Origin of the sequence: Curtobacterium sp. PhB142, assembly GCF_004341255.1 — a bacterium.
GTDB lineage: Bacteria > Actinomycetota > Actinomycetes > Actinomycetales > Microbacteriaceae > Curtobacterium.
In genome coordinates this window covers 57,923-79,020 of record NZ_SLUT01000010.1, presented here as the reverse complement: position 1 = coordinate 79,020, position 21,098 = coordinate 57,923, and the positions used below count along the sequence as shown (strand labels likewise).

Annotated in this window: 19 protein-coding genes; 18 read left to right on the top strand and 1 reads right to left on the bottom strand. The window is 71.1% G+C overall.

The window, feature by feature from the left end; genetic code table 11:
• Positions 1-75 precede the first annotated feature (75 nt).
• Positions 76-495 carry a pilus assembly protein CpaE gene (locus EDF31_RS17520; protein ID WP_131847075.1) on the bottom strand — a complete coding sequence of 140 codons (420 nt, stop codon included), beginning with the start codon at positions 493-495 and terminating at the stop codon, positions 76-78.
• Positions 496-751: 256 nt separating this feature from the next.
• Between EDF31_RS17520 and EDF31_RS17515 the strand changes: the two genes are divergently transcribed.
• The 18 genes from EDF31_RS17515 (at position 752) to EDF31_RS17435 (ending at position 21,060) form a co-directional block, all read left to right on the top strand.
• Positions 752-3,493 carry a glycoside hydrolase family 2 protein gene (locus tag EDF31_RS17515; protein ID WP_131847074.1) on the top strand — a complete coding sequence of 914 codons (2,742 nt, stop codon included), beginning with the start codon at positions 752-754 and terminating at the stop codon, positions 3,491-3,493.
• 112 nt (positions 3,494-3,605) lie between these two features.
• Complete coding sequence (locus tag EDF31_RS17510; protein ID WP_123937425.1) at positions 3,606-5,102, top strand: sugar transferase; 1,497 nt, start codon at positions 3,606-3,608, stop codon at positions 5,100-5,102.
• A gap of 171 nt (positions 5,103-5,273) precedes the next feature.
• A complete protein-coding gene (tatA, locus tag EDF31_RS17505) occupies positions 5,274-5,561 on the top strand; it encodes a twin-arginine translocase TatA/TatE family subunit (RefSeq protein ID WP_123293839.1) in 288 nt (95 codons plus the stop codon).
• Between the two features lie 115 nt (positions 5,562-5,676).
• Positions 5,677-7,077, top strand: a complete 1,401-nt coding sequence (locus EDF31_RS17500) for an MFS transporter (protein ID WP_131847073.1) — start codon at positions 5,677-5,679, stop codon at positions 7,075-7,077.
• Between the two features lie 53 nt (positions 7,078-7,130).
• Positions 7,131-9,299, top strand: a complete 2,169-nt coding sequence (locus tag EDF31_RS17495) for an AAA family ATPase (protein ID WP_131847072.1) — start codon at positions 7,131-7,133, stop codon at positions 9,297-9,299.
• Between the two features lie 89 nt (positions 9,300-9,388).
• Complete coding sequence (locus EDF31_RS17490) at positions 9,389-9,943, top strand: DUF2231 domain-containing protein (RefSeq protein ID WP_123937428.1); 555 nt, start codon at positions 9,389-9,391, stop codon at positions 9,941-9,943.
• A gap of 55 nt (positions 9,944-9,998) precedes the next feature.
• Complete coding sequence (locus tag EDF31_RS20520; protein ID WP_260154542.1) at positions 9,999-10,121, top strand: hypothetical protein; 123 nt, start codon at positions 9,999-10,001, stop codon at positions 10,119-10,121.
• A gap of 6 nt (positions 10,122-10,127) precedes the next feature.
• Complete coding sequence (locus EDF31_RS17485; RefSeq protein ID WP_123937429.1) at positions 10,128-10,781, top strand: response regulator transcription factor; 654 nt, start codon at positions 10,128-10,130, stop codon at positions 10,779-10,781.
• A complete protein-coding gene (locus EDF31_RS17480; RefSeq protein ID WP_131847071.1) occupies positions 10,778-11,944 on the top strand; it encodes an ATP-binding protein in 1,167 nt (388 codons plus the stop codon). Before EDF31_RS17485 ends, EDF31_RS17480 begins: the two co-directional genes overlap by 4 nt.
• 47 nt (positions 11,945-11,991) lie before the next feature.
• Positions 11,992-12,525: a hypothetical protein gene (locus EDF31_RS17475; protein ID WP_131847070.1), complete on the top strand. Its 534-nt coding sequence runs from the start codon at positions 11,992-11,994 to the stop codon at positions 12,523-12,525.
• Entirely contained in the window at positions 12,522-13,583 is a 1,062-nt protein-coding gene (locus tag EDF31_RS17470; protein WP_131847069.1) for a peptidoglycan-binding protein, read from the top strand. Before EDF31_RS17475 ends, EDF31_RS17470 begins: the two co-directional genes overlap by 4 nt.
• Positions 13,580-14,302, top strand: a complete 723-nt coding sequence (locus EDF31_RS17465; protein WP_131847068.1) for an ABC transporter ATP-binding protein — start codon at positions 13,580-13,582, stop codon at positions 14,300-14,302. The genes EDF31_RS17470 and EDF31_RS17465 overlap by 4 nt, the downstream gene beginning before the upstream one ends.
• Complete coding sequence (locus EDF31_RS17460) at positions 14,299-15,489, top strand: ABC transporter permease (RefSeq protein WP_243650123.1); 1,191 nt, start codon at positions 14,299-14,301, stop codon at positions 15,487-15,489. Before EDF31_RS17465 ends, EDF31_RS17460 begins: the two co-directional genes overlap by 4 nt.
• A 283-nt stretch (positions 15,490-15,772) precedes the next feature.
• Entirely contained in the window at positions 15,773-17,098 is a 1,326-nt protein-coding gene (locus EDF31_RS17455) for a sugar ABC transporter substrate-binding protein (protein ID WP_131921340.1), read from the top strand.
• Positions 17,099-17,101: 3 nt separating this feature from the next.
• Positions 17,102-18,145 carry a sugar ABC transporter permease gene (locus tag EDF31_RS17450; protein ID WP_131847066.1) on the top strand — a complete coding sequence of 348 codons (1,044 nt, stop codon included), beginning with the start codon at positions 17,102-17,104 and terminating at the stop codon, positions 18,143-18,145.
• On the top strand, positions 18,142-18,999 hold the full coding sequence (locus tag EDF31_RS17445) for a carbohydrate ABC transporter permease (protein ID WP_243650121.1): 858 nt from the start codon (positions 18,142-18,144) through the stop codon (positions 18,997-18,999). The genes EDF31_RS17450 and EDF31_RS17445 overlap by 4 nt, the downstream gene beginning before the upstream one ends.
• Before the next feature lie 280 nt (positions 19,000-19,279).
• Positions 19,280-20,068 (top strand): DeoR/GlpR family DNA-binding transcription regulator, encoded by a 789-nt coding sequence (locus EDF31_RS17440; RefSeq protein ID WP_123340051.1) that lies wholly within the window; start codon positions 19,280-19,282, stop codon positions 20,066-20,068.
• Positions 20,065-21,060: a hexose kinase gene (locus tag EDF31_RS17435; RefSeq protein WP_123937436.1), complete on the top strand. Its 996-nt coding sequence runs from the start codon at positions 20,065-20,067 to the stop codon at positions 21,058-21,060. The genes EDF31_RS17440 and EDF31_RS17435 overlap by 4 nt, the downstream gene beginning before the upstream one ends.
• Positions 21,061-21,098 lie beyond the last annotated feature (38 nt).

Sequence of the window (21,098 nt, the reverse complement as noted above, 5' to 3'; positions counted from 1 at the left end):
GCAGCGGCGCCGGCACGACACAGCGCAGCCAACACGGACCGCCCCCTGTCCCAGCCCAGGGACAGGGGCGGTCCGTCACTCCAGCGCAGCGGCGATGTACGCCTGCAGCGCCTGGCCGTAGGCGATCGCGGGGACCTCGGACGCGAAGCTGCGGTCAGCACCGCCGATCGTCGCGGTGACCGTGTAGACGATCCGGCCGTTCACCGACACCCGGGTCAACCCGATGAACGACGGACCGAGGAGCTCGCGCAACTGGTCCTCACGCGGCAGCCAGAGCGACTCCGACGCGGTCACGGAGTCGAGCGCCCACTCGGTCGTCCCGTTGAAGCCGAGGATCGTGCCGGTGGGGGAGTCGTGGCGTTCGACGGTCATCTCGGACACGGTGTAGACGTCCTCGTCCACCTCGGGCTTGTCGATGACGAACCGGTCGCCCGTCTCGGGGTGCCAGCGCAGGCCGGCGTCGCGGAGGGTCCTGGCGAGTGCAACGGTGATCACCTCCCCACCCTGCACGCGCGAGACCGCGCTGTCACCACGAAGTCGCGCTGTCACCACGTAGGTTGCCGAAAGCATCCCGTACTAGCATCGCCGAGCACCCCCACGCGCGAGCGCCACCCGATCGCGCGCGCGACGTGACGACGCCCGGGCAACCGGTGCCGCGCCTCCAGGCCGACCAACCGGCCACGGGGCGGGCCACCGGCCGGCGTCCCGACCGAGGCGACGGACACCCCGTCCGCCGAAGAGAAGGACCTGCATGACCCTCGAACGCGAGGAACTCCGCGACGGCTGGACCGTGACCATGGCCGGAGGAACCGGCGCGCCGGACGGCGTCGCGGGACGCAGCATCCCGGCGACGGTGCCGGGGCAGGTGCACACCGACCTGGAGCGGGAGGGCCTGCTGCCGGACCCGACCTTCCACCTGAACGAGCAGGCGGCGAAGTGGGTCGGCCGGGCCGACTGGGCCTACCGGACCGCGGTCGACGTCGACCCGCGCGGCCACGAGCGTGTCGACCTGGTCTGCGACGGCCTGGACACGGTGTCCGAACTGAGCCTGGACGGCGTCGCCGTGGGCACGACCCGGAACATGCACCGCCGCTACCGCTTCGACGCGCGCGTGCAGACCGGGTCCGGCGCGACGACGAAGGACCTCGAGATCCTGTTCGAGTCGCCGTACCGCGAGGCCGGCCGGGTCGCCGCGAAGGCCGGCAGCATGCCGGGCCCGTACGACGAGCCCTTCCCGTACATCCGCAAGAACGCCTCGAACTTCGGCTGGGACTGGGGGCTCACGGCCGTCACGAGCGGTCCCTGGCGACCGGTCGCGATCGAGCGGTGGTCGACCGCGCGGCTGCGCGAGGTCCGCCCGCTCGTCGACGTCGAGGCCGGCGAGGGCGTGCTCGACGCCCACATCACCGTCGAGCGCTCCGGCCTCAACGACCTGGACCAGGACGGCGAGGACGACGACCTGGTGCTCGTCGTGACCGTCAGCGGTCTGAAGGAGGACGGCGCGCCGACGCGGCAGCGGTCTCGGGCGCAGCTGACGCCGAAGGACGACGAGACCGTCGTCACGGTGCGCGTGCCCGAGGCGCTGCGCTGGTGGCCCCGCGGCTACGGTGCGCAGGCGCAGTACGACGTGGTCGTGGAGCTGCAGACGGTCGACGGCGAGGTCCTCGACCGCGACACGTTCCGCACGGGCTTCCGGTCGACGCGGATCGACACGCAGGTCGACGACATGGGGCGCCCCTTCGGCATCCACGTCAACGGGACGCTGATCGACGTGCGCGGGGTGAACTGGATCCCCGACGACGTGATCATCTCGCGCGTCGACCGCGCGCGCCTGCAGTCCCGTCTGACCGCGGCGGCCTCGCTCGGCACGAACCTCGTGCGCGTGTGGGGCGGCGGTGTGTACGAGTCGCGCGACTTCTACGAGGTCTGCGACGAGCTCGGCCTGCTCGTCTGGCAGGACTTCCCGTTCGCGTGCTCGGCGTACCCGGAGGTCGAACCGATCCGCAGCGAGGTCATCGCCGAGGCCCGCGACAACGTCGCCCGCCTCGCGCGGCACCCCTCGCTGGTGCTGTGGAACGGCAACAACGAGAACATCTGGCTGCACGACGTGGACGGCTGGGCGGACTCGCTCGGTGACCGCGGCTGGGGCCTCGACTACTACCTCGACCTGCTGCCGACGATCGTCGACGCGGTCGACCCGTCGCGCTTCTACACCGTGGCCTCGCCGTGGTCGGGCGCCGAGTCGCTGCCCGCGAACGACGTCGACCACGAGACGCACCACTCGTGGGACGCCTGGAACCGCCTGCCCGACACCGCCTACCGCGGATCCGTGCCGCGGTTCGTGTCCGAGTTCGGCTGGCAGGCGCCGCCCGCGTGGCGGACGCTGCGGGACGGGGTCGCGGACGAGGTGCTGTCGCAGGACGCACCCGGGGTCGTGCACCACCAGAAGGCTGCCGACGGGATGGGCAAGCTGGCCCGCGGCATCGAGCCCCGGTTCGGCACGGGGCCCTTCTCGTTCGATGCGTGGCACTACCTGACGCAGCTGCAGCAGGCTCGGGCCATCGCGACGGGCGTCGAGCACTGGCGCACCCACTGGCCGCGCAACACGGGCGTGGTGATGTGGCAGCTCAACGACCTGTGGCCGGTGTCGTCGTGGTCGGCGATCGACTCGGCGGGGCGGCTGAAGCCGCTCGCGCACGAGCTGCGTCGGTTGTACGACGACGTCCTGCTGACGATCCGTCCCGTGTCGCGGGTGGCGGTCGCGCCGTCCGCCGTCTCCGGGCCGGCTGCTTCGCCGGCGTCGTCGCCCGTCTCACCGGTCTCCGGAGCGGTCGCGCCCGCCTCGCCGGTCGCGTCCGGTGCGGATCGGACGGGAGGCCCGGATCACCCCGGCCACTCGGCCTCCGCAGGCGAGACGGCTGATCTGGGCGACGTGGCGGACACCCTGTCCCTCGGCGTCTCGCCCGGTGCGTTCGGGTCCTCGCCCGTCGAGGTCGCCGTCCGGTCCACGCGCGGCGGCCACGACAGCGTGGTGCGCGTGCGACGGGTCACCACGGCCGGCACGATCCTGGCCGAGGCGTCGTTGCCCGTGCGCTTGTCGTCCGCCGGGGTCGCCGTCGTCGCCCTGCCCGAGTCCGTCGGCGTGGTCGACGACCCCGCGCGGGAGCTCATCGTGGCGGACATGGACTGGCGTCGGGCGGTCTGGACACCGGGCCCCGACGTCGACGTGCGGTGGGAACCCGCGCGGTACCGCACCTCGTTCACACCCGTCGACGGCGGGCTCGACCTGACCGTCGAAGCCGAGACGCTCGTCCGCGACCTGCTCGTGCAGCCCGACCGGGTGACCGCGTCCGGTGTGGTGGACCGCGGGTTCATGACCCTGCTGCCCGGGGAGCGGGTGACCTTCCGGCTCACCGGTGTGACCGAGGCCGACATCCCGGCGCTCCGTGCCGAACCCGTCCTGTGGAGCCTGGACCGCGCGCTCGAACATTGATATACAGAACGACACAGTGATATATTTTGTGGTGCGCCGCTCGCTGTCGTGACCCGACGACTCCGGCGTCCGGTCGACCTCCCGTCGGCCCGGTCGACAGGAGGACCCCACCATGTCGCTCGCGATGCGCCCACCCACCGCTGCCATCACCGTTCCCCCCGCCGCCGCACCGACCACCGCGCCGCCGTCGGCACCCGCGGGTGGTCGCCGAGGCTTCGCCCCCGCCGTTGCCCTGCTGGACGTCGGACTGCTGGTCCTGGCGTTCGCGGTCGCCCACGTCGTGCGCTTTCCCTGGGAGCTGTCGGCCGTGCGACCCCAGGCCGGCTGGATCGAGTTCGCGACGGCTCCGGTGATCATCCTGGTCTGGATGGCCCTGCTGTCGATGTTCCGCACCCGCGACCCACGCATCGCCGGCATCGGCAGTGACGAGTACCGCCGGCTCGTCACCGCGAGTCTGGTCGCCGTCGCCGTGGTGGCGGTCGTGGCGTACGCCGCGCAGCTCGACCTGGCCCGGGGGTACGTGGCCATCGCCTTCCCGCTCGGGCTCCTCTTCCTCGCCGTCGGGCGGAAGGCCGTCCGCACCGTCCTGGCGCGCAGTCGTGCTCGCGGGCAACGGTTGCAGGACGTCCTGATCGTCGGTGACACCGAGGATGTCCGCTACGTCGGGCGACGGATCGCCGCGACGCCCAGCGCCGGGTACCGGGTCCGCGCGGTCGTGACCGACTGCGAGCCGGTGGGCGCGACGATCGACCTCGGTTCGGCGTCCGTCCCGGTGGTCAGCGGGATCGACGACGTCCTCGCGCTGGCTCGTTCCGAGGGAGTCTCGGCGGTCGTCGTCGCCGGCGCCGTACGCGGCGGGCACGAGCGACTGCGCCGCCTCGGGTGGCAACTCGAGGAGCACGGCGTCGAGCTCGTCGTGTCGTCGCCCCTCGCGGACATCGCCGCGGGTCGCGTGCACGAGCGTCCCGTCGACGGCCTGCCCTTGATGCACGTGGAGACCCCCGACTACCGCCGTCGCACGGGCAAGCGTCTGCTCGACGTCGTCGGAGCCGGCTTCGGTCTCCTGCTGCTGGCGCCCGTGCTCGCGGTGATCGCGCTCGTCATCCGGCTCGACGACCGCGGTCCGGTGTTCTTCCGCCAGACCCGTGTGGGCCGTGGGGGCGCGGAGTTCTCGATCCTGAAGTTCCGCACGATGTGCGTGGACGCCGAAGCGCGGATGGCCGCACTGCAGGCAGCGAACGAGGGTGCGGGCCCGCTCTTCAAGATGAAGGACGACCCACGCGTCACCCGGGTCGGGGCGTTCCTGCGGAAGACGTCGCTCGACGAGCTGCCGCAGTTGTGGAACGTGCTCACCGGTTCGATGAGCCTGGTCGGACCCCGCCCGGCGCTCCCGCGCGAGGTCGCCCTGTACCAGGACTTCGCCGACCGCCGACTCCTGGTCACCCCGGGGATCACCGGCCTGTGGCAGGTCAGCGGCCGGTCGGATCTGGACTGGGCCGAGGGTGTGCGGCTCGACCTGCACTACGTCGAGAACTGGTCGTTCCTGCACGACCTGGTGATCCTCGCCCGGACGGTGCCGTCGGTGCTCCGGTCGCGCGGCGCGTACTGAGGGCGCTGCGGCGGATCGGCCCGGCACCTTCCCTGTGCGAACGGTGTCCGTTCCGGTCCCCGGCCTGGGCATCGGGGAGCGGGAGAGTTACGATGGGGGGAACACGGACTTCCGCCGCGTGGGTCGACGAAGACCTGCGAACGGCGACCAGTTCCAGATCAAGGAGTCATGATGCTCGGAAACCTCGGCGGCGTACACCTGCTGATCATCCTCGGGATCGTCATCCTGCTGTTCGGCGCGACGAAGCTCCCGGCGCTCGCCAAGGGCCTCGGGCAGTCGATCAACATCTTCAAGAAGGAGATGACCGACGACGAGAAGAAGGCTCAGGCAGGCGACACCACGGTGCAGAACACCGCGGCCCCGACCAGCACCGTGCCGAACGCTCCCGCCGAGCCCGCCGCCGGTCCGATCCTGAACCCCGGCCCGAGCGCGCAGCCGAACACCGACTCCCGGCGCTAGAACACCAGCTCAGGACACCCAGCCCCGTCCTGTCGGCAGCCCCCGCGACCACATCGGTCGCGGGGGCTTCGTCGTGCGGGGCGCGCAGCGGTCCGAGGGGGCGCAGGATGAGCACATGACCACTGCCGCACCCCGCGCGACCGCGCCGCTCCGGGACGACCGGCGCACCGTGCTCGTGGTGGCGATCCTGTCGTCGTTCGTCGTCGGGCTCGACTCGAGCGTCGTCAACGTGGCGCTCCCCGCGATCCGACAGGAGCTCGGCGGCGGACTCGTCGTGCAGCAGTGGACCGTCGACGCGTACCTGGTGACGCTCGGCTCGCTCATCCTCGTCGCCGGATCACTGTCGGACGTGTTCGGCCGGGTGCGCATCATCACGTGGGGGCTCGTCGTGTTCGGGATCGCCTCGGTCGCGTGTGCGATCGCCCCGACGGGGGAGTTCCTGATCGTCTCGCGGGCGATCCAGGGCGTCGGCGGCGCCCTGGTGACCCCGAGCGCGCTCGCCCTCATCGTGGCGGCGTTCCGCGGGGCCGCGCAGTCGAAGGCGATCGGCACGTGGACCGCTTGGTCGAGCGCGTCGACGATCCTCGGACCCGTGGTCGGCGGGATGGTGGTCGACAGCATCGGCTGGCGGTGGATCTTCGTGCTGACCGCCGTCCCGATCGCCGTGACGATCCCGCTCGTGCTGCGGATCACCGGTGACGTACACCCCGCGATCCGACCGCGCATCGACGTGGTCGGCGCCGTGCTGGCGGTCGTCGGGGTCGGTGGGGCGGTGCTCGGGCTCATCGAGCAGGAGCGGCTCGGGTGGGGCGCGCCCGTGGTGGTCACCGCGCTCGTGCTCGGTGCCCTGGCACTCGGGGCCTTCGTGCCGTGGGAACTCCACGTGACCCGGACGACCGGTTCGCCGCTGGTGCCGCTCGCGCTGTTCCGGGCCCGCAACTTCGCGGTGGGCAACCTCGCCACCCTGTCGATCTACGGCGCCCTGAGCATGGTCTTCTTCGTGGTCACCCTGTTCCTGCAGGAGGTCTGGGGGTTCCCCGCCTGGCTCGCCGGTCTGGCGACGCTGCCCCCGACGGTGGTCCTGCTGCTGGTCTCCTCGGCCGTGGGCGGGCTGGCGGGACGGTTCGGGCCGCGCTGGTTCATGGCCGCGGGCCCGGCGGTGGCAGCGGTCGGTGCGCTCCTGATGCTGCTGGTCGGTGCGCAGCCGGACGGGTACTGGATCGCGGTGTTCCCGGGCCTCGTGCTCATCGGGTTCGGGATCGCGCTCATGGTGACACCGCTGACCAGCGCCGTGCTCGGGTCGGTGCCGCAGTCCGAGGCCGGCGTCGGGTCGGCCGTGAACAACGCGATCGCGCGGATCGCCGGGTTGGTGATGGTCGCGCTCGCGGGCGTGGTCCTCGGCGGCGAGATGAGCGTCGCCGGCCTGCACCGGGCGGTCGTCGTCATGGCGGTCCTCCTGCTGGCCGGCGCGGTCGTCAGCGCCGTCGGGATCCGGAATCTCCCGGCGCCGACGTAAGTTGAGTGCAGTAGACTCAAGTACAACACCACCGCAACGAAAGGACGGAACGCATGGCGAACCTCCAGGGTGCTCCTGACTCGCAAGAGCGACAGAAGACCGCCCTCGAGCAGTACGGCGTCGACCTGACGGCGATCGCTCGCAGCGGCAAGCTCGACCCGGTCATCGGACGCGACTCCGAGATCCGACGCGTCAGCCAGGTGCTCACCCGCCGCACCAAGAACAACCCCGTGCTCATCGGCGAGCCCGGCGTCGGCAAGACCGCCGTCGTCGAGGGGCTCGCACAGCGCATCGTCGCCGGTGACGTCGCCGACTCGCTCAAGGACAAGCGGCTCGTCTCGCTCGACATCTCCTCGCTCATCGCGGGCGCGAAGTACCGCGGCGAGTTCGAGGAGCGCCTCAAGGCCGTGCTCAAGGAGATCAACGACTCCGACGGCCAGGTCATCACGTTCATCGACGAGCTGCACACCCTGATGGGCGCCGGTGGCGGCGAAGGGTCCGTCGCGGCCTCGAACATGCTCAAGCCGATGCTCGCGCGCGGCGAACTGCGGCTCATCGGGGCGACGACGCTCGACGAGTACCGCGAGTACATCGAGAAGGACGCCGCCCTCGAGCGACGCTTCCAGCAGGTCTACGTGGGCGAGCCCAGCGTCGAGGACGCCGTGGCGATCCTCCGCGGGCTCAAGGAACGCTACGAGGCACACCACAAGGTGACGATCAACGACTCGGCGCTCGTCGCTGCGGCCAGCCTGTCGAACCGGTACATCTCCGGCCGCCAGCTGCCCGACAAGGCGATCGACCTGATCGACGAGGCCGCCAGCCGGCTCCGCATCGAGATCGACTCCAGCCCGGTCGAGATCGACGAACTGAAGCGCAACGTCGACCGGCTGCGTGTCGAGGAGTTCGCGCTCAAGCAGGAGAAGGACGACGCCTCGAAGGCCCGGCTGGAGACCCTGCGGAACGAACTCCGCACGCGCGAGGAACGACTGGGCGAGCTCGAGCAGCGCTGGCAGGCCGAGCGGGCGAGCCTGAACCGGATCGGTGAGCTGAAGCAGCAGCTCGACGACCTGAACATGCGCAGCCAGCGTGCCCAGCGCGAAGCCGACTACGCGACGGTGTCGCGCCTGGAGTACGCCGAGAAGCCCCGGATCGCAGCGGAGCTCGCGGCCGCCGAGCAGGCCGAGTCCGCCGACCGCATGGTGAACGACAGCGTCACCGACGAGGACATCGCCGCCGTCATCGCGCAGTGGACGGGCATCCCGCTCGGCCGGTTGCTGCAGGGCGAGACCGAGAAGCTCCTGCACCTGGAGAACGAGCTCGGCCGCCGGATCATCGGACAGCGCACCGCCGTGAACACGGTGTCCGAGGCCGTCCGCCGCACCCGCGCCGGCATCTCCGACCCGGACCGTCCGACCGGATCGTTCCTGTTCCTCGGACCGACCGGCGTCGGCAAGACCGAGCTGGCCAAGGCGCTCGCGGAGTTCCTGTTCGACGACGAGAAGGCCCTCGTCCGCATCGACATGAGCGAGTACGGCGAGAAGCACTCGGTCTCGCGGCTGATCGGCGCCCCGCCCGGGTACGTCGGCTACGAGTCCGGCGGGCAGCTCACCGAGGCCGTCCGGCGTCGCCCGTACTCCGTCATCCTGCTCGACGAGATCGAGAAGGCGCACCCCGAGGTGTTCGACGTGCTGCTCCAGGTGCTCGACGACGGCCGGCTGACGGACGGGCAGGGGCGCACGGTCGACTTCCGGAACACGATCCTCGTGCTGACGTCGAACCTCGGCTCGCAGTTCATGACCGACCTGACGCTGACGGACGAGCAGCGCGAGGACGCCGTGCGCGAGCTCGTGCAGCAGGCGTTCCGGCCGGAGTTCATCAACCGTCTCGACGACATCGTGGTGTTCCAGGCCCTGACGGCCGACGACCTCGGCCAGATCGTGTCGCTGTACGTCGACCGGCTCGCCCGACGCATGACCGACCGCCGACTCGAACTCGCGGTCACGCCGGAGGCGCGCGGGTGGCTGGCCGAGCGCGGGTACGACCCGCTCTACGGCGCACGGCCGCTCCGCCGCCTCATGCAGCGGCAGATCGACGACAAGCTGGCGCGCGCGATCCTGTCCGGTGACGTCCGAGACGGCGACACCGTCCGGGTCGACGTCGCCGAGGACGGCGACGGTCTGACCGTCGAGCCGTTCCAGCTGGCGGAGGTCGTCGAGGAGTAGGCGGCGGCCGCGGTGGGTGGGGTGACCGACGGGAGGCCCGGGGCCGGTTCCTGGGACCCGGCACGGGCCTCCCGGGTTGGCTGCAGGGCATGCCTGAGATCCGCGCGATCCGTCGCCTCACCGACACCGTCGAGCACGCGAGCGTGCTCGACAAGGCCGTCGACATCGACCGTTCGGTCGTGAACGCCCTCGCCCGGCCGAAGGCCCTGCGGCAACTGCTGCACGGTGTGCCGTTCGGGCACCCGCTGCACCCGCTCATGGTGCAGGTGCCGCTCGGGGCGTGGATCTCGGCCGCCGTGCTCGACGTGTTCGGCGGGAAGGGCAACGCGAAGGCCGCGAAGACCCTCGTCGGCGTCGGCCTGGTGTCGTCCGGCAGTGCGAGCCTCGCCGGGTACGTGGACTGGTCCGAACTCGACCGCGAGCAGCTGCGCACGGGTTGGGTGCACCAGGCCGTCAACTGGGTCGGCATCTCGCTGTACGGCCTGTCGTGGTGGCAGCGCAAGAACGGCAACCACGGCGCCGGCAAGCTGCTCGGGTTCGCCGCGCTCGGCGTCGTGGGGGTGGGCGGGTACCTCGGCGGACACCTGGCCTACCGCCAGCGTGCCGGTGTGAGCGACCACGGTGAGGTGCCGTTCGACGCGTGACCACTGATACGGAAACGTTATGTGGACGAAACGCGGTACGTGAAATGCTCGACCCATGGATCGACTCAGCACCGACACCGTTCCCCTGACCGGCCTTCCCGCCCGCGGCGGCCTCGAGTTCATTGTCCACATCGACGAGGCGGCGGGGGTCGTGTCACTCGACCTCACCGCCGCGTGACCAGCCGTGCGGGTCCTGGTCGTCGATGACGAAGCAGCCCTCGCCGACCTCGTCGCGAAGGGCCTGTCGCGGCAGGACATGGCCGTCGACGTCGCCTACCGCGGCGACGACGCCGACGAACTGCTGGCGGTGAACGACTACGACGTCGTGGTGCTCGACCGTGACGTCCCGGGGGTGCACGGTGACGAGGTCGCACGTCGGCTGGCGTCGCGCGGCAGCCTGACCCGCATCCTCATGCTCACCGCGGCGGCGACCCTGACCGACCGCGTCAACGGGCTCGAACTCGGCGCGGACGACTACCTCGCGAAGCCCTTCGAGTACCCGGAACTGGTCGCCCGGGTGCGCGCGCTCGGTCGGCGCAGCGTGGCCCCGGTCGCGCCCGTGCTCGAACGCGTCGGGATCGTCCTCGACACGAACCGTCGGATGGTCACCCGCGACGGTCGACCGCTCGACCTGACCTCGAAGGAACTCGGGGTGCTCGAGGCGCTCCTGCGAGCCGACGGTCGCATCGTCTCCGCCGAGGAACTGCTCGAGAAGGTCTGGGACATGAACATCGACCCGTTCACCGCTGCCGTACGGGTGACGATGTCGAAGCTCCGCAAGAAGCTCGGCCGCCCCGATCCGATCCGGACGGTCCCGGGCGAGGGCTACGCGCTGTGAGACGGCTCCGGCGGACCTGGAGCATCCGGGCCCGCACGGCGCTGACGTTCGCGCTCGCGGCGATGGCGCTCGCCACCGGGGTGGTGGTGTTCTCGAACGTGATGTCCCTGGCCGGGGTCGGTGCGGGTCTCGACACGACGGCGATCCGCGGTGCCTCCCCGGCGGAGACGTTCGTGACCGCCTCGCCGGTGCCGATCGGCGAGCGCTCGGCAGCGAACGACGCACCACCCTCCACCACGGTCGCGGTGGTCCGGCTCGTCGCCGTGCAGCAGTGGCAGTGGTCCGCGATCGGCATCGCCGGGGCGGGCCTCGTCGCCGGTGGCGTCGGGTGGCTGGTGAGCAGGCGCATGCTCCGACCGATCGACCGGATCACCGCGACGGCGAACCGGATCACGGCGTCGAACCTGCACGAACGCATCGCACTCGAGGGCCCGGACGACGAACTCCGACGGTTGTCCGGCACCGTCGACGACCTGCTCGACCGGCTGCAGACCGCGTTCGAGAGCCAGCGACGGTTCGTCGCGCAGGCGTCGCACGAACTCCGGACCCCGCTCGCGGTCCAGCGTGCCGCGATGCAGATCGGGTTGCACGACGGTGCCGGCGCCGATGACGTCCGAGTGGTGCGCGAGGAACTGCTCGCGCAGAACCGGCGCACCGAGCACCTCGTCGAGTCCTTGCTCGTGCTCGCGGAGGCCGATCGAGGGCTCGCAGGCGTCGGGACGTCGATCGACCTCGTGGCCATCGCCGACGAGGTCGTCGCGGGAGCCGCCGGGAGTGCGCACGAGGCGGGCGTGACCATCACCCACGAGGGCCGAGCCGCGCCTCCTGGCAGACCCACCATCACCGGTGAGCCGATGCTCGTCCGGCAGTTGCTCGTCAACCTCGTCGGCAACGCCGTCGAGTACAACGAAGCCGGCGGCTTCGTCCGCGTCACCACGCGCGGTGACGGCCTCGTCGTGGAGAACTCCGGGCCGGTCGTGCCGGACGAGGTCGCGCCACTGCTCGTCGAACCGTTCCGACGCTGCCCCGAGGTCGCATCCGGCGGCCGGCACAGCGGCCTCGGCCTGTCGATCGTCGCGTCCATCGTGCACGCGCACGGGTGGCGACTCGTCGTCACCGCGCGCCGTGCGGGCGGCCTGCGCATCGACGTTTCGTCGGTGTGACCCCACGCGTACCGGGGACGAAACACCGGGTCCGCTGTGCTGGTCCCATGAAGCCATCCACGAAACACTCCACCACCACCACCACCACCATCGTCGCCGTCGCCGCAGCCGTCGTGCTCCTGCCCGGCCTCCTCGCCGGCTGTTCCGGAGCGCCGTCGACCGACTCGACCGACACGGCCTCGGGCGGCGGCAAGGGGGCCGGGGCCTCGCTCGCGTCCTGCATGCGTGACCACGGGTACGACATGCCGGATCCGTCGTCGGATGGGAGCACCCTGTCCCTGTCGGCTCCCGACGGCATCGACGACGAACAGTGGAAGGCGGACCTGCAGGAGTGCATGGGCGACGCCGGAGCCGGTGAGGGGTTCCAGGCGGCGAAGCCCGCCGGGACGCCGGAACAGCGGAAGCAGATCGCGGAGTGCATCCGTGAGAACGGGTTCGCCGACTACCCCGACGGTGATGATGCGATGTCCACGTACCGGCCCGACGACCAGGACGCGTTCCAGGACGCGTCGTCGACGTGCTTCGACGAGGTCCTGGGCAAGGGCGGCAGCTCCGGTTCGAACACGACGGTGCAGCCGTGACGACCGTCCTGACCAGGCGTCGAGCGCTCGTCACGAGCGCGTGCCTCGTCGCGGTGCTCGCCGCAGGCGCTGGCACGTGGTCGTTCATCGACCTGCAGGCTGCGCCGTCCTCGGCAGCAGCCGAGTCCGGGAAGCAGCAGCACCCGACCGCCGCGGTCACGAAGGGCGACCTGACGGACTCGAAGGTGTTCGCCGGGACCCTCGGGTACGGCACGGCCACCGGGGTCCCCGGCGCCGCCTCGGGCACGCTGACCTGGCTCCCCGCGCCCGGGCAGGTCATCAGGAGCGACGAGTTCCTGTACGCGGTCGACGAGCGCGGGGTGCGGGCGATGCACGGCACGGTGCCGATGTGGCGCTCGCTCGAACGCGGGCTGACGGGCACCGATGTGCAGCAGCTCAACGACAACCTCGCCGCGCTCGGGTACGACGTCGCGCAGGACGACTCCTTCGGCCCGCGGACGCAGCGCGCCGTGCGGCAGTGGCAGGAGGACCGGGGGCAGGAGGTCACCGGCGTGCTGACCTCGGCGGACATCGCGTTCGTCGACGGGGACGTGCGTGTCGCGACCGTCGACGGGAAGCTCGGCCAGCCGGCGGAGGGAGGGAGCGGCGACGTGCTCTCCGTCACGAGCACGAAGCGCATCGTCGTCGCCACCGTCTCACAGCGCGACGCCGAACGGCTCGCGGTCGGCACGGAGGTGCGGGTCAGGATCAACGGCGCCGGGGCACCGATGACGGGCGAGGTCACCGACGTCCAACCGAGCTCGGGAGACGACGCCGGGTCCAAGGTCGACGTGTCCGTCGCGTTCGACCCCGGCTCGCGACGGCTGCCCGCTGCGGCGTCCGCGCAGATCGACGCCGCGGGAGCCACCGAGAAGGACGTCCTCTCCGTGCCGGTCGCGGCACTCGTGACGACGGGGAACGGCGCGTACGCGGTGGACGTGGTGCGGCGCGACGGCACGACGAAGCGGGTTCCCGTGACCCCCGGGTTCATCGCCGACAGCCGGATCGCGATCACCGGGAAGGTCGCGGAAGGCGACCGCGTGGTGGTGCCGGGATGAGCGGCACGGGGCCGGTCCTCGCCCTGCGCGAGGTCACGAAGACCTACGGCGACGTCGGCGCGCTCCGCGGGGTGACGCTCGACGTCGCCGCCGGGGAGCTCGTCGCGGTCGTCGGTCCGTCCGGGTCCGGCAAGTCCACGATGCTCAACATCGTCGGGACCCTCGACCGTCCCACGCAGGGCTCGGTGTCGATCGCCGGGAACGACGTCGCGACCATGTCCGACAACGCCTTGTCCGCGCTGCGAGCCGAGCACGTCGGCTTCGTGTTCCAGCAGTTCCACCTGCAGGCCGGTGCCACCGCGGCGGAGAACGTCGCCGACGGGCTCCTGTACTCGGCGACCGGGCGACGTGAACGGCGCCGACGTGCCCACGAGGCACTGGAACGGGTCGGCCTCGGGCACCGCACCGACCACCGCCCGACCCAGCTCTCCGGGGGTGAGAAGCAGCGCGTGGCCATCGCCCGCGCGATCGTCGGGAACCCCACGATCCTGCTCGCGGACGAGCCGACCGGCGCGCTGGACTCCGCCTCCGGTGCGGCGATCGTGACGCTCCTGCGTGCGTTGAACGCCACCGGCACCACGGTCCTCGTCATCACGCACGACCTGGGCCTCGCCGCCTCGTTGCCGCGGCAGGTCCGGATGCGTGACGGTCTGGTGGAGCACGACTCGGCGGTCGGGCCGGCTGGGGACATCGCCGCTGCCATCGGTGGCGGCCGGTGACCGGCGTGCGAGCACGGTTGGGTGCCGCTGACCTGCTCCGGCTCGGGGTGTTCGGGCTGCGCACCAGACCCGGCCGTGTCGTCCTGTCGGCGCTCGGCATCGCGATCGGCATCGCCGCGATGATCGCCGTCGTCGGGATCTCGTCGTCGAGCAAGGCGAAGCTCGACCAGGTGCTCGACGCCCTCGGCACGAACGTGCTCACCGCCACGCAGGCCCAGGGATTCGGTGACGTGCCGCCGTTGCCGTCCACCGCACTCGAGTCGGCACTCCGCCAGGACGACGTGCAGTCGGCTGCCGCGGTCGGCACCGTGGTCGACGCGGCCGTCTACCGCAACGAGTTCATCCCGCCGCCGGAGACGAAGGGCATCGGCGTGATGGCGGCTTGGGGCGACGTGCCGCGCGTGCTCGGCGGCGAGCTCGGGTCCGGGCGCTGGATCGATGACTCGGTCGTGGCTCCGCCGCAGGTGGTGCTCGGTGCGGCCGCCGCGTCGGCACTCGGCATCGACCGGGTCCGTGCCGACAGCCGCGTCTGGATCGGCGGGAAGTGGGTGCAGGTCGTGGGCATCCTGCAGCCCGTCCAGCTCGCGGAGGACCTCGACAACCAGGTGTTCGTCCCGCGGTCCCTCGCCGCGCAGCTCGGGTTCGACGGGGCGCCGACCGCCGTCTACACCCGCGTCGACCCGTCGCGAGTCGCACCAGCACGGGACATCCTGGCGAATGCGATCAGCCCGGGGTCCCCGCAGGACGTCGGCGTGACCCGACCGTCCGACGCGCTCGCCGCGAAGGACGCCACCGACGACTCGTTCACCGGGTTGCTCGTCGGCATCGGCGGCGTGGCCCTGCTCGTCGGCGGCATCGGCGTCGCGAACACGATGGTGATCACCGTGCTGGAACGTCGTGCCGAGGTCGGGGTGCGGCGAGCCCTCGGAGCGCGGCGGCGGAACATCCGCGACCAGTTCCTCGTCGAGTCGTTGCTGCTGTCGTTCCTGGGCGGGGTGGCCGGTGTGGTGATCGGGGTCGGGGTGACGGTCGCCTTCGCCCTGGCGCAGGGGTGGCCGGTGGCGATCCCGCTGTGGGCCGTCGGCGGCGGGCTCGGCGCGACCGTCGTGATCGGCGGTGTGTCCGGGTGGTACCCGGCCGCGCGCGCAGCGCGCATCCCACCGACGTCCGCCCTGGCGGCCGTCTGAGGCCGTGGTGGTGATCCGGGAGGCCCGGTGCCGGTCTGCGGGACCGGCACCGCGCCTCCCGGTCGTTCCGTCCACCCCGACGACGCGTGGCGCAGATCATGCCTGGTCATGACCAGTCGCGTCAAGCGTTGGCGACGATCTGTTCGCCATCCGTGATCCCCCGGAAACACGCGGATCGAACCCGCTCACAGGGACCGATCCAATGGTTGACAAGGGCTCTCGGAAGGTCTTCTATTGCGAATACGCAACGACCTTTCATAAAGGCCGGACCAAGGGAGTCAACGTGACACGCACGCGTTTCGCCGCACTCGGTGCGCTCGGCCTGGCGGCCGCGCTCGCCCTCACCGGGTGCTCCGCCGGAAGCAACGGAGCTTCCGACGGCGGCACGAAGGCCATCGGCACACCCGATGGCAAGGGCAAGACCATCACCGTCTGGATGATGAACGGCGACCTGAGCGACAAGGTCCTCGACGCGGCTCAGAAGCAGTTCACGAAGGACACCGGGGCGAAGGTGAAGATCCAGACCCAGCAGTGGGACGGGATCACCACGAAGCTCACCACGGCGCTCGCCCAGGACGACGCCCCGGACGTGGTCGACCTCGGCAACACCCAGGTGCCGGTCTACGCAGCGGCCGGCGGTCTCATGGACCTGACGCCGTACCGCGACGAACTCAAGGACGGCCAGACCTGGCTCACCGGGCTCGAGGGGCCGGCCACGGTGGACGACAAGCTCTACGGTGCTCCGCTGTTCGCCGGCAACCGTGCCGTCGTCTACAACAAGAAGGTCTGGAAGGACGCCGGCGTCACCGACGTGCCGACCACCTACGACGAGCTCACCGCCGACCTGGACAAAGTCAAGGCCGCCAACACGGCGAGCGACTTCTCCGCCTTCTACATGCCCGGCCAGTACTGGTACGGCGGGCTGCAGTGGGTCTGGGACGCCGGCGGCGAGATCGCCTCCGACAAGGACGGCAAGTGGACCGGGAAGCTCGACTCGGCCGATGCGGTCAAGGGTCTGACGGCGTGGAAGACGTTCCAGAACGACTACTCCGCGAAGTCGACGCAGGACATCAACACCGACAAGCCCTCGCAGAGCGACGTCTTCGCGCAGGGCAACACCTCGGCGTTCCTCGGCTCGGCGTGGGAGATCGGTTCGATCACCACCGCGAAGCCCGCGCTCGCCGACCAGATCGGCACGTTCCCGATGCCCTCGCAGACGGACGGCAAGACGCAGCCGGTGTTCCTCGGTGGCTCCGACCTCGGGATCCCGGCGAAGGCCGCCAACCAGGACCTCGCGCTGTACTACCTGAAGATCCTGACCTCGAAGGAGTTCCAGCAGGACCAGGTGTTCGGTGTGGACGGCTGGGAGCCGAACTCGACCGAGCTGCTCGACGCCGTGGCCGACGACGTCGACACCCTGCACAAGCCGTACTTCGCGGCAGCGGGCACGAGCCGTCCGACCCCGGCGACGCCGGGCTGGGCGACCATCGAGGGCGACGCGTCGTTCCAGTCGATGTTCGCGGACATCGCCACCGGGCGGAAATCGCCGGAGCAGGCCGCCGAGGGCTTCTCGAAGCACCTCACGACCGCGCTGAACGCGCAGCAGTAGTCGATGACCTCCACTGCAGAGCAGGCGACCGGTTCGGAGCAGTCCGAGCCGGTCGCCGGCGGCGGGGGGACCGGGGGCGCGGGCACCGGGGGCAGCGTCGGTGCCGGGTCGGGGCGGCCGGTTCGTCCCGGCCGCTGGGCGCGTCGTCGGTCGGTGGTGGCGTCGCGCGCACCGCTCGTCCTGCTGGCGCCCGCGGCGATCCTGCTGCTCGCGCTCGTCGTCTACCCGCTCGTCCGGCTCGTCGTCATCTCGTTCCAGGACTACGGGCTCCGGGCGATCTTCACCGGGGAAGCCGGGTTCGCCGGGGTCTCGAACTACACGAACGTCCTGACCGACGCGTCGTTCTGGCCGGTCATCCTGCGCACCGTCCTGGTCACCGGGGCGATGGTGCTCGGCACGATCGTCATCGGGATGGGCGTCGCGCAGCTGCTCACCCGGTTGGGCGTCGCGATGCGCACCGTGGTCAGCGTCGTGCTCGTGCTGGCCTGGGCGATGCCGAACGTCGCATCGAGCCTGGTGTGGCAGTGGCTGTTCCAGCCCTTCTACGGGGTGCTCAACTGGCTCATCACGCAGCTGCGGGTGTTCGGCGACCACACGCAGGACAACTGGGCGTCGCACCCCGGGCAGGCGTACACGATCGTGCTCACGCTCGTGATCTGGCAGGCCGTGCCGTTCGTCGCCCTGACGCTGTACGCCGCACAGTCGCAGATCGCGCCGGAGTACTACGAGGCCGGGGCGCTCGACGGTGCCTCGACGTGGACGATGTACCGCGCGATCACGCTGCCGGCACTCGCCCCGACGCTGCTGCTCGTGTCGATCCTGTCGGTGATCTGGGACTTCAACGTCTTCAACCAGATCTGGTTGCTCACGAGGGGCGGTCCGGAAGAGGCCACCCTGACGCTGGGCATCTGGACGTTCGTGAAGTCGTTCGTCTCCAACGCCTACGGCCAGGGGGCCGCGATCGCCGTCATCTCGACCGTGATCCTCGGCGCGCTCACCAGCTACTACATCCGCCGGCTCGTCCGCAGCGGGGAGGAGGACCTGTGACCGTCTCGAATGCTGCGCCGGTGCGGGCGCGGAAGCGGAAGCCGCGCGTCGTCGCGAACACCATCGCGGTGGTGTTCTGCTTGGTGTGGGTGTTCCCGATCTACTGGATGGTGAACACCGCCTTCAAGCCGGCGGACGAGGTCACCACCATGACCCCGATCTGGGCACCACTGCACCCCACGCTCGACAACTTCACCCGCGCGCTCACGCAAGAGGGCTTCCTGGTCTACCTGCGGAACTCGACCATCGTCGTGGTGGCCGCCGTGCTGCTGTCGATCGTGGTCGGGTTCCTGGCCTCGGCGGCGCTGTCGCGGTTCCGGTTCCGTGGGCGGCGGGCGATCCTGGTCGGCATCCTGTTCGTGCAGATGATCCCGTCGGGCGCGCTGCTCATCCCGCTGTTCCTGTCGTTCCAGACGCTCGGTCTGCTCAACAGCTACGTCGGGCTGATCCTGGCGTACGTCGCGAGCGTGCTGCCGTTCTCGATCTGGGTGATGCGCGGGTTCTTCGTGGCCGTGCCCGTCGAGATCGAGGAGGCCGCGAAGGTCGACGGAGCCGGCACCTTCCGGATCCTGTGGAGCGTGCTGTTCCCGCTCGTGATGCCCGGGGTCATCGCCACGAGCGTGTTCGCGTTCATCGCGGCGTGGAACGACTACCTGATCGCGTACGTGATGCTCAAGGACCAGGGGATGTACACGCTGCCGGTCTGGCTCGCGGGCTTCTCGACGAACAAGGGCACGGACTTCGGTGGGCTGATGGCGGCGAGCGTGCTGTTCTCGATCCCCGTGGTCGTCTTCTTCCTCATCGTGCAGCGTCGCCTGGTCAGCGGCATGACCGCGGGAGCCGTCAAGGGCTGACGTGCTCGACCGAACACCCCGTCGCACACGCGGCGGGGTGTTCGTGCGTGTGGGGCGTTCGTGCGTGTGGGGTGTTCGTGCGCGTGCCGTCCGTCGAGGTTCCACGACATGCCGCGTGCTGGACGCCGAGGTTCCACGGACGGGCTGTGGGCGCCGCGAGATGCCGAGATTTCGGAACCTCGGGGGAGGGAGCGGGGAGGGACGCGAGGCGGGGTGGTTGTGTTTCTGTGGGTTTGTGGCTTATGGTTCCTGAAACCCACGGGAACGAAGGAGTTCGGGCATGTACGCAACCGAGCGGCACGACGCGATCGCAGCAGCGCTGCAGGACGCCGGCCGGGTCTCCGTCGCCGATCTGGCCGAGCACTTCGACGTCACCACCGAGACCGTGCGCCGTGACCTCGACACCCTCGAGTCCGCCGGGGTCCTGCGCCGCGTGCACGGGGGAGCGGTGCCGATCGGCCGCTCGAGCGTCGTCGAACTCTCCGTCGCCGAGCGCGAGGGGCAGCACGGTTCCGCGAAGTCCGAGATCGCCCGAGCCGCGATGCGCCTGGTGCCCTCGACCTTCACCGGCTCGATCGCGATCGACGCCGGCACCACCTGCGCCGCCGTCGCCGCCGAACTCGCACGCTGGGAGCCCGCCACCGCCGGCGCGACCCTCACCGTCATCACGAACTCCGTCCCGATCGCCGCGACCCTGCAGCACAGCGAGCACGTCGAGCTGCACCTGCTCGGTGGCCGGGTGCGCGGGGTCACGAGCGCCGCCGTCGGGACCGCCACCGTCGAGCAGATCAGCGCCCTGCGGCCCGACATCGCGTTCGTCGGCACGAACGGCCTGTCCGCCGGCTTCGGGCTGAGCACCCCGGACGAGTACGAGGCCGCGGTCAAGGGCGCCTACGTCCTCGCCGCCCGCCGAGCCGTCGTGCTCGCCGACGCCGCGAAGCACGGGGTCGAGGCCCTGATGCGCTTCGCCCGGCTCGACGAGATCGACACCGTGGTCACCGACCAGGAGCCGCCGGCCGACCTCGCCGGCGCCCTGACCGACGCCGACGTCGAGGTCGTCGTCGCTTGAGCCGCCGCATCGTCACCGTCACGCCGAACCCGAGCCTCGACCGCACCATCGAGCTCTCCGGCGAACTGCAGCGCGGCGCCGTCCAGCGTGCCATCCGCTCCACCGCGGAGCCCGGCGGCAAGGGCGTGAACGTGTCCCGCGTCGTCGTCGCGAGCGGTGGGGACACCATCGCCGTGCTGCCCGGCGACGAGCTCGACCCCGTGCTGCTCGGGCTCGCCACGCGCGGCATCCCGACCGCCGCCCTGCCGATCGGTGCGCCGCTCCGCTCGAACGTCACCGTGACCGAGCCGACCGGCACCACCACGAAGCTCAACGAGCCCGGTCCCTCGCTCGCCGGTCGGCTGGACGACCTGGCCGACCTGGTCGCCGACACGGCCGCGGCGACCGCCACCGGACCCGCCGCCCGCTGGGTGGTCTTCGCCGGGTCGCTTCCGCCCGGACTCCCCGATGACGCGCTCGCCGTGCTCGTCCGCGCCGTCCGTGCACGCCACGGTGAGGACGTCCGGATCGCGGTCGACTCGTCCGGCGTCCCGTTCACCGCCCTGCTGCAGTCCGGCGAGCGGATCGACCTGGTCAAGCCGAACGCCGAGGAGCTCGCCGAGGTCGTCGGCGGCGACCCCGACACCTACGAGCAGGACCTCGACGCCGCCGTGGCCGCTGCCGAGCGGTTGCGCGACCGGAACGTCGGCTCGGTCCTGCTGACCCTCGGCAGTGCCGGCGCCGTGCTGGTGTCGGACGAGGGTGCCTTCGCCGCCGCAGCACCGCGGATCGTCGCCCGCTCCACCGTCGGCGCGGGGGACTCCTCGCTCGCGGGCTACCTGCTCGCTGAGGTGGCCGGAGCGTCGCCCGAGCAGCGCCTCGCTCAGGCCGTCGCGACCGGAGCCGCCGCCGCAGCCCTGCCCGGCAGCGACGTGCCCGCCCTCGACCACACCGACCCGACGGCGATCTCGGTCCGGGTGCTCACGACGCACCCGGCGCCCGAGCCCGCCTGACCCCGCCCGAACACCCCCACTCCACGAACACCCCCACT

Excerpts from the sequence above, each read along its gene's own strand:
- EDF31_RS17515 (WP_131847074.1), top strand. The coding sequence starts at position 752 with ATGACCCTCGAACGCGAGGAACTCCGCGACGGCTGGACCGTGACCATG.
- EDF31_RS17510 (WP_123937425.1), top strand. The coding sequence starts at position 3,606 with ATGTCGCTCGCGATGCGCCCACCCACCGCTGCCATCACCGTTCCCCCC.
- tatA (WP_123293839.1), top strand. The coding sequence starts at position 5,274 with ATGCTCGGAAACCTCGGCGGCGTACACCTGCTGATCATCCTCGGGATC.
- EDF31_RS17500 (WP_131847073.1), top strand. The coding sequence starts at position 5,677 with ATGACCACTGCCGCACCCCGCGCGACCGCGCCGCTCCGGGACGACCGG.
- EDF31_RS17495 (WP_131847072.1), top strand. The coding sequence starts at position 7,131 with ATGGCGAACCTCCAGGGTGCTCCTGACTCGCAAGAGCGACAGAAGACC.
- EDF31_RS17490 (WP_123937428.1), top strand. The coding sequence starts at position 9,389 with ATGCCTGAGATCCGCGCGATCCGTCGCCTCACCGACACCGTCGAGCAC.
- EDF31_RS20520 (WP_260154542.1), top strand. The coding sequence starts at position 9,999 with ATGGATCGACTCAGCACCGACACCGTTCCCCTGACCGGCCTTCCCGCC.
- EDF31_RS17475 (WP_131847070.1), top strand. The coding sequence starts at position 11,992 with ATGAAGCCATCCACGAAACACTCCACCACCACCACCACCACCATCGTC.
- EDF31_RS17465 (WP_131847068.1), top strand. The coding sequence starts at position 13,580 with ATGAGCGGCACGGGGCCGGTCCTCGCCCTGCGCGAGGTCACGAAGACC.
- EDF31_RS17450 (WP_131847066.1), top strand. The coding sequence starts at position 17,102 with ATGACCTCCACTGCAGAGCAGGCGACCGGTTCGGAGCAGTCCGAGCCG.
- EDF31_RS17440 (WP_123340051.1), top strand. The coding sequence starts at position 19,280 with ATGTACGCAACCGAGCGGCACGACGCGATCGCAGCAGCGCTGCAGGAC.